Here is a 14,527-nt window from a genome sequence, read left to right as displayed (position 1 = left end):
GCATGAAAATTACACAATGCCTATAGGATTATAAAGATTTGATAAAGATCTATAGTGCTATACACCCATTTTTAGTAGAAATTAGCAAAATACAGAGAAACTCGCTGGACAAGAGGGTTTCTCTGCTTTGTTTAAGTGCAAGCAAATTATTTCGATTAAATCCCTAGAAAGCCGGATTAATAAGTCTGGTATGGGTATGGATATGGATATGGACATTGACATAGATAATCCTGGTATGGATATGGGCATGGACATGTTGGATATGGATATGGATATGGATAGTAAGGCTGTGTCGCATTCAATAAATAAGGGGCTACTACCAAAGGCAGGAGATTGTTCACTCCACCATGTCCAAAGTGCTGAAACCCTCCATGCCCCGGGAAGCCATGATGACCAGGACCACCGAATCCTGGCCCACCATGTCCAGGACCGCCATGTCCAGGGCCACCATGGCCTGGACCACCATGACCTGGACCGCCTCCGTGCCCACCTTGTGGTGGCCGTAATTCTTGCTCTTCTGGTTTCGTCATTTTCTGGATCACTCACATTCTCGTATAGTTAACTGCCTACAATACTGTATGTGTGCGATTGCCTAGTTGGTGACCACTTCTCCAAAAATTGGGCGGTTACTATCTTGTGCTTTGTAACAATCTTATTACTTCTGGTCTTTCCAGATATCGCAGAGTCCGACGAAAAAAACAACAATTGTCGTGATCACAATAAACCGAATATCCCATGCGTTCGGAAAATCATTCACCTTAGTACCCGAAGCACGGAGAACAAGAACAAATGAGAGCAGGACTAAATCAAAAAACATACAGTAGGCCATGCGAGCCGAAAGCTTATGAAGTGGTAATTTGTCCAACATTTTGCCGAATCCAAAGACGTCTGACCATCTTCCGGGCTCGTTGGATTTTTTCTGGGGGGAATTGTCTTGTTGGCGATCAGAGGTCGGCTTTTGCTCGTTTTGCATCTTTCTTGCCAGCACCTTGCCTCGACTCATCGACGTCCAGCCACATCAGAATGGCTCCGCCGAAGCTAAATCCCGCTATACATATTCCCCCCAAAGGAGATAATAACCCCACCTCCCAAGTCATCACAAAAGCTAGAAAGCTCACTACTAGTAAAAGAAGTGCACCTGTCTTTTTCATTGAATTGCCTATCATAATCTCTTGCACCTCCCTTATCGTAAGATCTTATAGTATATGAGAGATTACTAGATTCGGTGATAGACAGTAGACGGTGCCCTTTACAAATGAAAAAAGGACCTGAGGGATCGTCATCGCCTCAAGTCCGGTTTACTTCCACTTTGAAGTTTTATCTGTTCAGCAAACTCCCTACATAACGCAGCAGCTCATTGGCACATACTGGGCAATATCCGTGCTCATCAATCAATTGTTTTGTCACATCATTAATTTTCTTCAACTGCTTCTCATCCGGTGTCTTCGTGGAAGTCGTTATTTTCACGATATCTTTCAAATCAGCGAAGAGCTTCTTCTCAATCGCTTCACGCAGCCGCTCGTGGCTGCTGTAATCGAATTTCCGACCTTTACGGGAATAGGAGGAAATGCGGATCAGTATTTCTTCTCGGAATGCTTTCTTGGCATTTTCAGAAATGCCGATTTGCTCTTCAATGGAGCGCATCAGGCGCTCATCCGGATCCATTTCCTCACCGGTAAGTGGATCCTTGATTTTCCCCCAATTACAATAAGCCTCAATATTATCGAGATAGTTATCGAAAATGGTTCTGGCTGATTCTTCGAAGGAGTAAACGAACGCTTTCTGCACTTCTTTCTTGGCAATATCGTCGTATTCCTTGCGCGCCACGGAAATGAAATTGAGGAACCGCTCACGCTCATCCTTTGTAATCGACGGATGCTGATCCAAACCATCTTTTAGGGCACGCAGGACATCTAGTGCGTTAATGCACTGAAGATCTTGGCGAATCAATGCACTTGAAATTCGGTTAATGACATAACGCGGATCGATGCCGCTCATACCTTCTTCTTGGTATTCATTTTGCATTTCTTTGAGGTCCGCTTCTTTGTAACCTTCCACAACTTCACCATCATACATACGCATTTTCTTGACTAAATCCATCCCTTGCTTCTTAGTTTCCTTCAAGCGGGTAAGAATGGAGAAAATCGCAGCAACCCTGAGCGCGTGCGGAGCAATATGAATGTGAGACATATCACTCTGTCCGATGAGCTTGTAGTAAATTTTTTCTTCATCCGATACCCGAAGGTTATACGGAATTGGCATAACAATCATCCGCGATTGCAAAGCCTCATTTTTCTTGTTCGCAATAAAAGATTTATACTCGGTTTCATTCGTATGCGCAATGATCAGCTCATCGGCGCTAATGAGGGCGAACCGTCCTGCCTTAAAGTTACCCTCTTGTGTGAGAGATAGTAAGTTCCAGAGGAATTTCTCGTCGCATTTCAGCATTTCCTGAAACTCCATAATACCCCGATTTGCCTTATTCAGCTCCCCGTCGAACCGGTATGCACGCGGATCGGATTCGGAACCAAACTCCGTGATGGTAGAGAAGTCTATACTTCCCGTCAAATCGGCAATATCCTGTGATTTCGGATCGGATGGACTGAACGTACCGATACCTACACGCGCTTCTTCTGAAACGAACACACGCTCAACATGAACATCTTCAATGCAGCCATTGTACTCAGTCTTTAATCGCATTTGGCAGGAAGGACACAAACTGCCTTCAATCTTTACACCCAGCTCTCGTTCGATCTCGGGACGCAGTTCCATAGGGATCAAATGAAGTGGCTCCTCGTGCATCGGACAACCTTTAATCGCATAGACAGCCCCTAAGTCAGTTCTAGCAAATTGCTCCAGCCCTCTTTTAAGCATAGTCACAATGGTTGATTTACCACCGCTTACAGGACCCATCAGCAGTAATATCCGCTTACGAACATCCAATCGACGGGCAGCGGAATGGAAATATTCTTCCACCAGCTTCTCAACGGCTCGATCCAGGCCGAAAATCTCTTTGTTAAAGAATTTGTAGGATTTGTGCCCGACTTGGTCATTGATTCCTTGCGAAGCAATCATATCATAGACCCTTGAATGCGCTGTTCTCGCGAGTCCAGGATTTTTGCGAAGCAATTCTATGTACTCCGCGAACGTACCGGTCCAGCTCAATGAATCCTTCTCCGTACGATGCTCCGAAATTCTTTTGAATATGTCCATGGGTACCTCCTTTCACTGCTGCCTTTCTTATCTAGGTCAGCTCGTGATGGTGAATTGTGTACTACAATCCTATGCACTCATGGAGGATAACTTGCCCGAAATTTTTTAACTGTAATGGATTTCTCGCTTTCTAAAAAGTTCATACGTTCTGCCAGCTTCAACACGAAACTCTACAACTGACTGATTCCCGCCCAAGGCGATATCTTCTTCCCCGCAGCGGACCAGAACTGCTTGACGTGTACGGACTCTACATAAACCAGCCTTCGCTGCGCTAATGATCGCTTCCGATAGTTTTCCACCCGACCATTTGAGGTTAACAACATATCCGCCGCGCCCCCTAAGTCCTCTCACTTCTCCCTCAGACCACGCCGAAGGCAGCGCAGGAAGTAAGCTCAGCTCATCAGCATGGGATTGCAACAGCATCTCAACAATGCCAGCCGTGGCACCGAAATTCCCGTCAATTTGAAATGGAGGATGCGCATCAAAAAGATTGGGATACGTTGACTTCCGCAGCATGTGGCTCAAATGCGCATACGATTGTTCGCCATCTTCCAGTCTTGCATACATATTGACGATCCACGCACTGCTCCAACCCGTATGACCTCCTCCGTTTTCCAATCTGCGCTGCAGTGTGGCTGCAGCTGCTTTGGCTAATTCCGGTGTGCGGTGCGGATTGATTTGGGTTCCCGGATGCAGCGCAAACAACTGTGAAATATGCCGATGACCTGGATCATCTTCCTCATAGTCCTTCAACCACTCCATGATCTGTCCGTGTTTGCCAATCTGCGGCTTAGGCAGCCGCTCCAGCAGCGTTGAGAGCCGCTCATGAAGCTCACTATCGACCTGCAGCAGGAGGCTGCTCCGTTTGCATGCCTCGAACAACTCACGGATGATCTGCGTATCCATAGAAGGTCCCATGGTCAGTGCACCTCTGGTTCCATCCGCCAATACATACACGTTTTCTGGAGACACAGAGGGCCCCGTCACAAGCTGTCCATCCGGCGATTCCACCAAATAATCAACGAAAAAAGCCGCGGCATCCTTCAAGATCGGGTACGCTCTATACCGCAAAAATTCCATATCCTCGGTAAAAACAAAATGTTCCCATACGTGCAGGCTTAGCCATGCAGCTCCCATCGGCCATATCACACATGTCGGAAACAACCCTTCTGGCCGTGTCTCTCCCCATAAGTTCGTATTGTGATGAGCGACAAAGCCCGAGCAGCCATACAGCTCCCGCGCTGTTTGCCGGCCGCTGACCTGCATTCTTTCGATATGGTCGAACAGCGGTTCATGGCATTCCGATAATCCGCAAACCTCTGCCGGCCAATAATTCATTTGTGTATTGATATTAATCGTATATTTGGACTCCCATGGAGGCGTAAAGCTGTCATTCCAAATGCCTTGAAGATTCGCGGGCAGACATCCTGGGCGGGAGCTGGCGATCAATAAATAACGGCCGTAATGAAAGTAAAGCTCCGTCAAACCGCTATCCACACTCGATTGATCCCCTTGTAGGAGCTTCAATCGCTCATCCGTTGGCAAATCATCAAAAGGATCGTTTTCCGTCAAAGACAGACTCACCCGATTGTACAATTCCTGATAATCTTGAATGTGCCGGCGTTCTATTTCGTCAGCGTTGAACCGATCGGCGCCCTCAATTTGAAGCTTGCATGCTGCTAATGGATCAGGCTCTCGAAATGTGCTGGCTGCGGCAAGTACTAAAGTCACAGAAGTAGCCCCCTCCACAGAGAGGAAGTCGCCAATTATGGACACATGACCATCCTGGGATTTGGCTTTCAACACACAAGCATATTCAACACCATGCTTCCCACATTCTCCGCCCATCCAAATACTATCTGCCGACAATGCGCCGGTTCCCCCCTCAAAGGGTCTGCGGTTCAGATTTGCAGAGAAATTAAGCTTGCCTGGCTGATCACACTCCAATCGAATCATCATCACTTGATCAGGGCAGCTGGCAAATATCGTACGACGATAAGTGACTCCGTTAATCCTATAGGTTGTACGAGCCGTGGCTTGCTTCAAATCCAATTCTCGCCGATAATCTTCAACTTCGCCTTTCTGATCATGAAAATAAAGCCTTAGGTCTCCCAAAGGCTGATAAGGGTTGTAATACTTAGGTGTGGAAAAGAGCGCCATTCGTGTTAATCGCGTAGCCTCCACGACGTTTCCGGCAAAAAGCAGCTCTCGGATTTCTTCTAAATAGCGAGAACCATCGGGGTTGAGTCCATCTTTAGGACCTCCGTACCAGATGGAATCTTCATTTAACTGAATTCTTTCCTCTTGCACATGACCGAAAATCATCCCGCCTAATCGACCGTTACCGATCGGAAGCGCTTCTACCCACATCTTAGCAGGCTGAAGGTACCACAATTTCTCGCGATTGTTCAAGTTTATGCCCCCTATACAAGATTTGGTTTATCATAATGTTTAGGCGATGCAGGCATCACCATGATCATTTTAGTTCCCTGCTCAGCCGTACTTTCAATCCTCAGTCCATAATTCTCCCCATAGACCATTTGAATTCGGCGATGAACGTTCAGCACACCAATACCGCCTTTTTTACCCGCTTCATCTATTTCAGCATCTGCCAGTCTGTTTGTGCTCAACTTCTCTTGGAGCTGCGTAAGTTTTGTCTCCGATATCCCTGAACCATTATCCTCTACACTGATCCAGAAGATTCCGTCCTCTACCCCTCCGTCGATTCGGATGAAATGATAATCTTCCAATCCTTCCGGGAAGGCATGCTGGAATACATTTTCGACCAGCGGCTGAAGAGTCAGCCGAACCATGACATGAAGCAAATATTCGGGCTTAATCGCAACATCAATCTCGAACTCCCGGCCAATTCTATGCCTCAGTACGACCAGATAATACAGAACGTGCTTCAACTCGTTCGCAACCGTTATTTCTTCCAAATTGGTTTGGACCGAGTATCGCAGCATATAAGCCAGTGCCTTAACGATTTCGGATATCTCTTCTGAATCCTGAATCGTGGCATAGCAGATAATCGTCTCCAGTGTGTTGTACATAAAATGAGGATTGATTTGCAGCTGAAGAGATTGAAACTCTGCCTTCTGCCGTTCCATCCGAATTTCTGAATTGCTTAATTCAACCTGAACCACACGATCAACCGCTTCAGATAGCCGATTGACCATCACGTTATAGCGTACCATGAGTTCGACAATTTCGTCCCTGTGAGAGGGGAGTGGAATGGTGGCCCAATTTCCTTTTTCCGTCTCTCGCATCCCGGATTTAAGTACTTGAATGGGCTTCGTAATCGACTTACCGAATCTGTAGGCAAGTAAGATCGCTAATACCAGTGTAAATAATCCGACTACAAGCGTTGTCGAACGGATGTTAGCCACCGGTTTACGCAGTTCATGAAGAGGCATGGAGACAACAAGCTGCCAACCCGAATAATCGGATTTGCGGCTTAGATACATGCGCTGATCCCCCTCACTGCTGTCGACAAAGGAAGAAGCCCCAGCCTCTTGTAGCTTCTCCACAAACTCTTTCGGAACATCTGATCCAACTTTAACTCCTTCGGGGTGATACACATAGCGACCCTTATCATCAATGATAAACAGGTACCCGTATTTCCCTAAATCAATCCCTTTCCATAAAGCAGATAAATCAGCGGATCTCATCTCAATGGCGAGCAAGCCACTCAATTCAGGCGAGGTGAAGCCTCGAATACGACGGACTAGCGTAAGCATTTGATTCTCTTGACCTTCAATAATGGTGTGGTTCAAAATACTTAATTTTCCGTCTGCCGCTGTATTGGCGAGAAAATATTCTCGCTGTTTCCGTTTATCTTCCGCATTGAATGACTGCTCGTTCACACCATTATAGTAATAGACCGCATTCAGCTTATCGCTGAGCAAATACACAGAAGCTAATTTAGGATTGCGAATAAATAGCGGATCGACACTCGTTTCGAGAATCATTTTCCGATAGGTAAAAAAGTCATATTCCTCCCGATTGGCCTTCAGATCAATAAACTCCATAACCTGTCTGTTCGTCAAAATAGACACAATGGAGCGCTCATAGTCTTTCAAATACAGATCCGTATGATGAACCGCGTTTCCGACGATTTGATTCATTTGGTTCTCAACCATTTCCGCTAACTCATCGGAAGAAGTCATATAGGAGAAAATACCTACACTGCTAAGAGAAAGAATAATGACAATTAGAAAATAGACGAATAGTTTTTTCGTTAAACCTCTAATTTTCATTTGATACCAAGCCCTGCGCGATATTCAGAAGGCGAAACGCCAACAATTTTTTTGAAGGTTTTCGTAAAATGGGGGTAATCATCGTACCCGACATCGGAGGCTACATCCACAATTCGGACATAAGGAATAGCCAGCATTTCCTTCGCCTTCGTCATCCTTTTTTTGATCCGATACTGAACAAAGGTCTCATGCGTTACTTTTTTAAAAAGCGAACTGAAATAGGTAGGTGTCAATCCGACCATCGCAGCAACTTGATCCAGCGAAATATCTTCTGACAACCTGCTGTCGATAAAGCCTTTGGCCTCTTCCATTGGATCTTTGAAGCTGCCGCTTCGAACGTCTTGAAGTCCTTTTGCCATTTGAAACAAACCCTTCTCAAACGCTTCGAGGGCTTCCTTCACACTATCCGCCTGCAAGTGAGCTTGCACGGAGGAAGGTGAGTAATTACGACCTTGAAAGCGTTTGACAAGTAGCGCATTACAATCATCCAATAGCTCCTTAAGCTGTGCCAACGATAAATTGGCAGATAGGCAGTATTCACGCCAGCGGCTGATTAAGCTGTTTAGTTCCTCCATTTGTAAGGCCCATATTTGTTGTTCCATTTGATCGATCCACTCGATATAACGGGAAGGCGGCATATAGCTGCGTGATGGCTTTTTGATCAATTGATCCAGCATGTCATGCACATCCGATTTGGTAACCGGTTTCAGCATATAGTGCCGAACACCATAATTCACGCTTTTTTGGGCGTATTCAAAGTCACTATAACCGGATATCACAACGGTCTTTATTTGAGGAAATTCCTCATGAATGATTCTGCAGAGCTCCAATCCGTCCATTTTGGGCATGCGAACATCCGTCAACACAAGATCAGGTTCGCAGGCGCGAATCCGCTCTAAAGCAGCCACGCCGTTCTCAGCCGTCTGTATTTTCGAGAAAGTGGGTGCGTACATTTCCGCCATCTTTACCATTCCTCTGCGAATGACAGGTTCATCGTCTACAATCAGTACATGCATGTCCAGACCTCCCCTATGTTTCTCAGAATCGCTATCCAATTATGATAACTCACGGAAATTGGTTCTACAACGGAAGGAATCACAAACGAGTTTGTGCGAAACGCCACGTGACAGAACTGTAGGATGTCGGTTCCCCGTCAGTCCCTATGAGTTCCCCGGAGTAGACGCCAGCTGCATTTTGCGTGACTGCCGCTTTCCACCAACCGAACTTACCTTGTTCATAATCGAATGATTCCCCGTCATCATCGTACAGATTTCCTTCACCCATTCCATCACCGAAATGAACCAGTTCAAGCGGAACACGCGTGCCTAGGGGTGGGACATGCGATAGCGCAGGCATCATCGGAATGACAGACCCGCTTCTAACAAATACCGGAATTCGCTCCAAGCCTGCTTGAACGCTAATGATACATCCACCGGTATACCGTTCCCCTGTCTCTAATCCATACCAGATTCCGGATGGTAGTAGGACCTCCCGCTCTGACTCTCCTTCAACTAGTGGAGCTACTAACAATGCATCGCCAAACATGTATTGGTCATCCCATTCTTTTACTTTTTTCTTGCCGTAAGCAGCATCTGTCGTATTCAAGGTTTGCTCAGCTGCTTCGGCATGCAGCGCCTCGGCTTCCGCGATTTCAGACGCGGACATAACGAAAGGCATTGCGCGGAAAGGAGGAATACCATACTCTCGGTAGGTTGCAAAAGCTGTATACAAATATGGCAGCAATCTCATCCGCAGCTTGATATAATGGCGGACAGTTCCTTCCACTTCCGGGAAAGACCAAGGCTTCGTTCCATCTCCCCATGCATTCAACATCGCGAGTGGTGAGAAACAAACCGTTTGCATCCGCCGTACCCAATCTTCGGCATTTCGTGCTCTGCGAACCTCTGGTGTCCACAACAGCCCGCTGAAGGAGGAATTGCATAGACCGCGAATAAACTGTTTGTGATCATAGAGATCCGAATAGAGGACATAAGGCATCGTTGAGGCTGCGGCATTCGAAGCCCTCACAAGTCCGTACGTTCTCCGATTTTTACTGCGGAACAGTTCAGCCGTCATTTTTTGGAACATCAACCCGTACATTTGTCTCATCTGCTCGCCATCCAGACCGGATGGAAACTGAGCATGTCCCGGAAACATCCAGGAATTGTTGGTCAAGTCACTGCCGTCACATTCATCCAGCTTGTAACCGGATACTCCGATATTGACATGCTGCTCTTCATGCTGCTTCTTATAAAGCTCCACAGCTGCTGGCAGTGAATAATCCGGCGCAAGCCCGCCCCATACCGAATGACTCCCCGAAAGGGGCTTCAGTTCCTCGTACAGCTCACTCTTTGGCGATACGAAGGGATGCTCCCACAGGTTCACCCGAAAACCGCTTTGGTCCAACGCTTTCACGAATTTTTCGGGCTCAGGGAATCGGCTTTTCTCCCATTCGTAACTGACTGGGTAGCTTTGGCTGTGCCAGCCGGGTTCGAGCCCGATCACATCACAGGGAATATCGTGCTGACGGAACTGCTCCGCTTCTTCAAGCACTTGCTGATCCGTATACAGCGTCGGAACACGGTGCCAGAAGCCAAGTCCCCACTTCGGAGGCAGTGTGCCGCCACCACAAAATAAATTATATCTAGCCACCACATCCGAAAGGGATGGGCCGCCAAACAAATACACGTCCGCACCTTCGACAGGAATCCGGATCTCCACCCGCGATGCGACTAGTGTTGCCTTCCATCCCTTATCGGTGTTGCGATCACGAATATCCTCACTTTGCGTTTCCTCCTGCCTCATGGTTGACCCGCAATACAGAGTAACGATCCGTGAAGTATCCACCAAAACGCCATACCCGAGATCGCTTACGTAAAAAGGCACAGGAGCATGCGTCTCACCCGTATCCTGCTTGGGATCGCTGTTCACACGTAAATATCGGTTTCTTCCCCGTTGATTCATTCTTAATAACTGAAGGCCTGTCCCGTATAGCTTTTCAGTACGATCAAGCGGAATAGACAGAATGAGACAGTCATTTGCTTCCTCAAGCTGAATACTTTCCCAGGCAAAAGGCGGCTGTACCTGCGGCATTTGCTGCAGGGCCTCGGCTTTCGGCGGAACGCCCATCAATGAGAGCGGTGTAATTCCTTGCGGTTCTCCGATCGTAAGGCGCCATACGCCTGGCGCCGATTGTTGCCAATTCGTTATTTGCATGCTAGATTCCCCATTCATCTATAGAGTTGGAACCTCAATGGCCTTCGTTTGACCGGATTCACTTGCCAGCTTCGTGTAATGAACAAGTGCTTGGGTTTTCAAATAGTCCCTGCCGCTTGTCTCCGCTTCGCGACCCTCCTGAAGCGATGCCAAAAATTCAGCCAGTGTATCCGTTTCATCTACACCACTTATATCATCGACGAGCAAGACCTCTCCGTCCCGAATTAGGCGGATTTCCTTATCAACTACTTCCATAGCCCCTTTGGTTCCTTCAATTCTCCAATTGCCGCTCCAAGGTGTTTCTGTCCCTCTTGCAGCGATGGAGGCATTGTAGGCAGCTGTGATTCCATTATCCATTTCAAGGAAGGCATAAGCATTGATAATAGCCCCTTCCTCTTCCCAGGCGCCAATTGGATTGTACAGCTTGGCCTGCACCGATTTTCCCTCTCTTCCGGTTAAATAACGGAGCATATCCAAATGATGTACACCAATGTCATCCAGGATACTAACGGTATATCTCCGCTGCACATGGTGGTACCTGTAGAACTGTATATCCAGCGAGGAAAGAGTGCCGATAGCACCCTCGTCTATTAGCTGTTTCATTTTACGAATATAAGGCATCCTACGGTAATTTTCTGCGATCATAAAAGGGATGTGTTCCCGAGCAGCTCGAGCCACGACCTCAATGGATTCCTCATAATCAAAGGAAATCGGTTTTTCACATAAAACTGCCAGCTTACGGTCAAACGCTGCATGGTTCACAGTAGTGTGCATCATCGGCGATGTCACATTGACAAGAAAATCCGCCTGTTCGTTTTGCAAAGCTTCTTCTAGTGACGTGTAGAAAGGGAACGGGTCATCCTTCATCTTCTCTTTCATGGCTATATCAACCTCAACAACGGCTGCTAATAATCCTTGATCTCTTAGACGTTTATACCAACTGAACCCAGCAGATCCCAAACCAACCAGTATAGCTTTCATATGTAAACTCCCTCCCTAAGGCTTCAAAGGAATAACCATATTCCAAGTATTCTCTGCGTTACGAAATCCCCCGGATCCGTCGGCAACTGCAGCGAACAGATGCGTCGGTTTCCCATCATGAAATAACAGAAAAGGCCGTTCAAGATTGCCCATCGTCTGCTCCGTTCCATCGTCCCATAGAACCGTACGTGAATAAGCCTTTGGCGTCTCAGATAATTGCCATTTCAGCCCATCCGGAGAAATAGCATGAATGCCTCCATGCCTTTCCCCGCAAAGCGTCCCCTCCATATCCTTGGCTAACAGCTCATACCCTTTCGCCGTCTTCCAGATGAAAGGATCCTCGATATGAAATTGATCCGGCGGAAAAATGGGCTCCTCTGTTAATACACGATAAGGTCCTTGATAGCTATCTGCTGCTGCGGCCCCAATCGTCATCTTCCCATGAAGATTACCTTCATATTGACGGGCTTTGTAGACAAGCAGCACGGAACCGTCTTCCTGTAAGCAAGGTGCCGGATTGGAGGTCAAGTAGCTATCGAACCGGTTTGGTCGCACGGGAAGTATCGGGCTCTCGCTTCTTTCCCAAGGCCCAAAAACACTGTTCGCCATAGCGAGACCCACTCGTTTATTAGAACGTGCTACGATGCATCGCGGATCTTCCAACCCGAATCCATCACCTGCGACCACATCAGGCAGCGGGTGCGTAGAACCCATATAGTAGAGAAGATACTTATCTCCGAATTTGGTGATATGTGGATTATGCGTGCTGCGTCCGTCCCAATACTGGGCTCCTCTGGCAGGCAGAACAACCTCTTGAAAGGTATACGGCCCCTCCGGGGTATCCGAAACCGCTCGCACTATTTCTGAAGCAACAAGCCAACCAGGATGCATAGGCAGCGATTTGGGCCAACGAGAAGCAAACATATGATAGCGTTCATCCTCTCCCCGAATAACCGAACCGCACCATACCCAATAACCTTCCATTCGAAATCCGCCTTCGCGAGGCGCGGGCAGCATACGTTCTGCGATACTTTCCATTCAGACACTCACCTCTCCATCGATTTGTTGCCTTCATTATAAGAATTAATTCGATCTAGCAATAAGGATAAAATTAAGATAAGTATGTATTTTTTTACGATTTTCATAGGGAAAGACATCCCACCGCAGAATACTCTGCTGAAGGATGCCCCTTTCAAATTGCAGCTTATTTAATATCTAGCTTAATCGCGCCTTGCTTCTTGTTCCAGCGCTCAGTCGCTTCTTTAATAATTTCATTGCCGCCTTTGGCTTTATACTCTTCGATCACCTTCGGCCAATCGGTGATTGGTTCTTTGCCGTAAATCATTTTGATCATGTGATCGATAATGATTTTTGGACCTACATCAGGCTGAGGTGCTGCAAGATCCGGAAACTTAGCGAAGCTGCTCAAATCAGGATAAAATCCGATACCAGACAGACCTTCCTTCGTCAGAACTTCATCGAAAGCTTTCAATGTCGCTTTTCCATCATCATTCAGCAGCAATCTTGGTTTATTGTAGGTGGAGTCATGCACCGCCCACATCGTTCCACTGCGGAATCCTTCTTCATCTGTTTCTTCCTTCGTCGTCGGGAATTTATAAGTAATTTTGCCGCTGCTGTCCTTGGTATAGGTATCGCCTTCAATTCCGAAGGTAAAGAACGTTTCAGCTTCTTGAGAAACCATCCAATCAAACATTTTTATAATTCCAGCAGCCGTATCTGGTTTCACATTTTTATTAACAAAGAAGGAACGAATGACAGGTGCATAATAGAAATATCCGCCTTTTCCCTCTGGTCCTTTAGGTGAAGGAATAATATCAATTTTTGCTCCTGGAACAGCTTGTTGAGCCTTCGTACGGTAACCTGGTAATCCAGAAGCATTTTGCGACCAGATTCCCGCTTTACCCGACTCAATGCTTTTCGTAAAATCGGTAGAAGTGATGGTTGCGAATTCCTTTGGAATCAAACCTTCGTCATACATTGTTTTGTACGTGGTGAGTGCCTTCTGAACATTTTCTACATCGAAAAATTTCGGGATTACTTGATCATTTACCAGCTCAAATTGATCCTTATAAGGCAAAACATCGAAAGCTCCTAGGATAACGTCCGCATACTTGAAGTTTTCCCTCATTTGATATGGATTCTCTACACCCATCTTCTTAAATGCCCGCAGCACATTCAGAAATTCATCTACGGTTTTAGGAGCTTGAAGCCCGGCCTTCTCCAGCAAATCCGTACGAATGTACGTGGAACGACGGGATGGATTGCTCAAAAATTCTGGAACACCATAAATCTTCCCTTCATACGAAACACTATCCCAAGCTGCTTTGGGTACCACTTTTAACAAATTCGGCCCATTCTGCTTCAAAAGCTCGTCCAGCGGCATGAAAACACCGTTCTCTACAGAACCGGACATCGACTTACTCCCAGGACCACCGATACTGCCAACAACGTCGGGAATATCGTTACTCGCGAACATAACGCCGAATTTGGCATCCTCTACGACCTTAACGTCCAAATCCGTATTCGTTAACTCCTCGAGCTTCAATATCCATTTATCCTTGTTCAAATCAGGTACTCGGGTATGGTATCCCGTACTGACTGTCGTTGGATAAAGCATTGAGAACTTAACTGGGGCTTTCTTCACGTTACCCGATGGCTGTGGTGAAGCATTTCCCGCTACCTTTCCATCCGAAGAACATGCGGTTAAAGATGAAGCTGTCATCATGACAGCCAATGTAAAACTGATAGTTTTTTTCATATAAACACCCCTTCTTTTCATTTCAAAGTGCAAGCGGTTTCACAACTCTGTATGTATCATAACGAAAAGTTGTCGTTTC

General features: G+C 46.7%; 11 protein-coding genes. All 11 read right to left on the bottom strand.

Annotated features, from left to right (window positions below; all coding sequences use genetic code 11):
- Nucleotides 1–176: 176 nt before the first annotated feature.
- Complete coding sequence (locus tag AC58UU_RS10790; protein ID WP_497315414.1) at nt 177–530, bottom strand: hypothetical protein; 354 nt, start codon at nt 528–530, stop codon at nt 177–179.
- A 125-nt stretch (nt 531–655) separates the two neighbouring features.
- Nucleotides 656–973 (bottom strand): hypothetical protein, encoded by a 318-nt coding sequence (locus AC58UU_RS10785; RefSeq protein ID WP_497315412.1) that lies wholly within the window; start codon nt 971–973, stop codon nt 656–658.
- On the bottom strand, nt 945–1,166 hold the full coding sequence (locus tag AC58UU_RS10780) for a hypothetical protein (RefSeq protein WP_497315410.1): 222 nt from the start codon (nt 1,164–1,166) through the stop codon (nt 945–947). Before AC58UU_RS10780 ends, AC58UU_RS10785 begins: the two co-directional genes overlap by 29 nt.
- Nucleotides 1,167–1,317: 151 nt before the next feature.
- Nucleotides 1,318–3,213 carry a PrkA family serine protein kinase gene (locus AC58UU_RS10775; protein ID WP_171646337.1) on the bottom strand — a complete coding sequence of 632 codons (1,896 nt, stop codon included), beginning with the start codon at nt 3,211–3,213 and terminating at the stop codon, nt 1,318–1,320.
- 105 nt (nt 3,214–3,318) lie between these two features.
- Nucleotides 3,319–5,625 (bottom strand): glycoside hydrolase family 95 protein, encoded by a 2,307-nt coding sequence (locus tag AC58UU_RS10770; protein WP_497315408.1) that lies wholly within the window; start codon nt 5,623–5,625, stop codon nt 3,319–3,321.
- Nucleotides 5,626–5,636: 11 nt separating this feature from the next.
- Complete coding sequence (locus AC58UU_RS10765; protein ID WP_497315406.1) at nt 5,637–7,472, bottom strand: cache domain-containing sensor histidine kinase; 1,836 nt, start codon at nt 7,470–7,472, stop codon at nt 5,637–5,639.
- Nucleotides 7,469–8,488: a response regulator transcription factor gene (locus AC58UU_RS10760; protein ID WP_497315404.1), complete on the bottom strand. Its 1,020-nt coding sequence runs from the start codon at nt 8,486–8,488 to the stop codon at nt 7,469–7,471. The genes AC58UU_RS10765 and AC58UU_RS10760 overlap by 4 nt, the downstream gene beginning before the upstream one ends.
- A 79-nt stretch (nt 8,489–8,567) precedes the next feature.
- The gene (locus AC58UU_RS10755) at nt 8,568–10,688 is read right to left on the bottom strand and encodes a TIM-barrel domain-containing protein (RefSeq protein ID WP_497315402.1); all 2,121 of its coding nucleotides are present in this window, start codon (nt 10,686–10,688) and stop codon (nt 8,568–8,570) included.
- Between the two features lie 18 nt (nt 10,689–10,706).
- A complete protein-coding gene (locus AC58UU_RS10750) occupies nt 10,707–11,669 on the bottom strand; it encodes a Gfo/Idh/MocA family protein (RefSeq protein ID WP_497315400.1) in 963 nt (320 codons plus the stop codon).
- A gap of 15 nt (nt 11,670–11,684) precedes the next feature.
- The gene (locus AC58UU_RS10745) at nt 11,685–12,707 is read right to left on the bottom strand and encodes a glycoside hydrolase family protein (protein WP_497315398.1); all 1,023 of its coding nucleotides are present in this window, start codon (nt 12,705–12,707) and stop codon (nt 11,685–11,687) included.
- A 166-nt stretch (nt 12,708–12,873) separates the two neighbouring features.
- Entirely contained in the window at nt 12,874–14,448 is a 1,575-nt protein-coding gene (locus AC58UU_RS10740) for an extracellular solute-binding protein (protein WP_497315396.1), read from the bottom strand.
- Nucleotides 14,449–14,527: the final 79 nt, after the last annotated feature.

Source organism: Paenibacillus sp. JT22N1 (assembly GCF_059692155.1).
This window is presented reverse-complemented; position numbering and strand designations above follow the sequence as displayed.

What these genes read in the sequence shown, in the direction of transcription:
- AC58UU_RS10790 (WP_497315414.1), bottom strand. Translation starts at nt 530, where the DNA reads ATGACGAAACCAGAAGAGCAAGAATTACGGCCACCACAAGGTGGGCAC.
- AC58UU_RS10785 (WP_497315412.1), bottom strand. Translation starts at nt 973, where the DNA reads ATGCAAAACGAGCAAAAGCCGACCTCTGATCGCCAACAAGACAATTCC.
- AC58UU_RS10780 (WP_497315410.1), bottom strand. Translation starts at nt 1,166, where the DNA reads ATGATAGGCAATTCAATGAAAAAGACAGGTGCACTTCTTTTACTAGTA.
- AC58UU_RS10775 (WP_171646337.1), bottom strand. Translation starts at nt 3,213, where the DNA reads ATGGACATATTCAAAAGAATTTCGGAGCATCGTACGGAGAAGGATTCA.
- AC58UU_RS10765 (WP_497315406.1), bottom strand. Translation starts at nt 7,472, where the DNA reads ATGAAAATTAGAGGTTTAACGAAAAAACTATTCGTCTATTTTCTAATT.
- AC58UU_RS10760 (WP_497315404.1), bottom strand. Translation starts at nt 8,488, where the DNA reads ATGCATGTACTGATTGTAGACGATGAACCTGTCATTCGCAGAGGAATG.
- AC58UU_RS10755 (WP_497315402.1), bottom strand. Translation starts at nt 10,688, where the DNA reads ATGCAAATAACGAATTGGCAACAATCGGCGCCAGGCGTATGGCGCCTT.
- AC58UU_RS10750 (WP_497315400.1), bottom strand. Translation starts at nt 11,669, where the DNA reads ATGAAAGCTATACTGGTTGGTTTGGGATCTGCTGGGTTCAGTTGGTAT.
- AC58UU_RS10745 (WP_497315398.1), bottom strand. Translation starts at nt 12,707, where the DNA reads ATGGAAAGTATCGCAGAACGTATGCTGCCCGCGCCTCGCGAAGGCGGA.
- AC58UU_RS10740 (WP_497315396.1), bottom strand. Translation starts at nt 14,448, where the DNA reads ATGAAAAAAACTATCAGTTTTACATTGGCTGTCATGATGACAGCTTCA.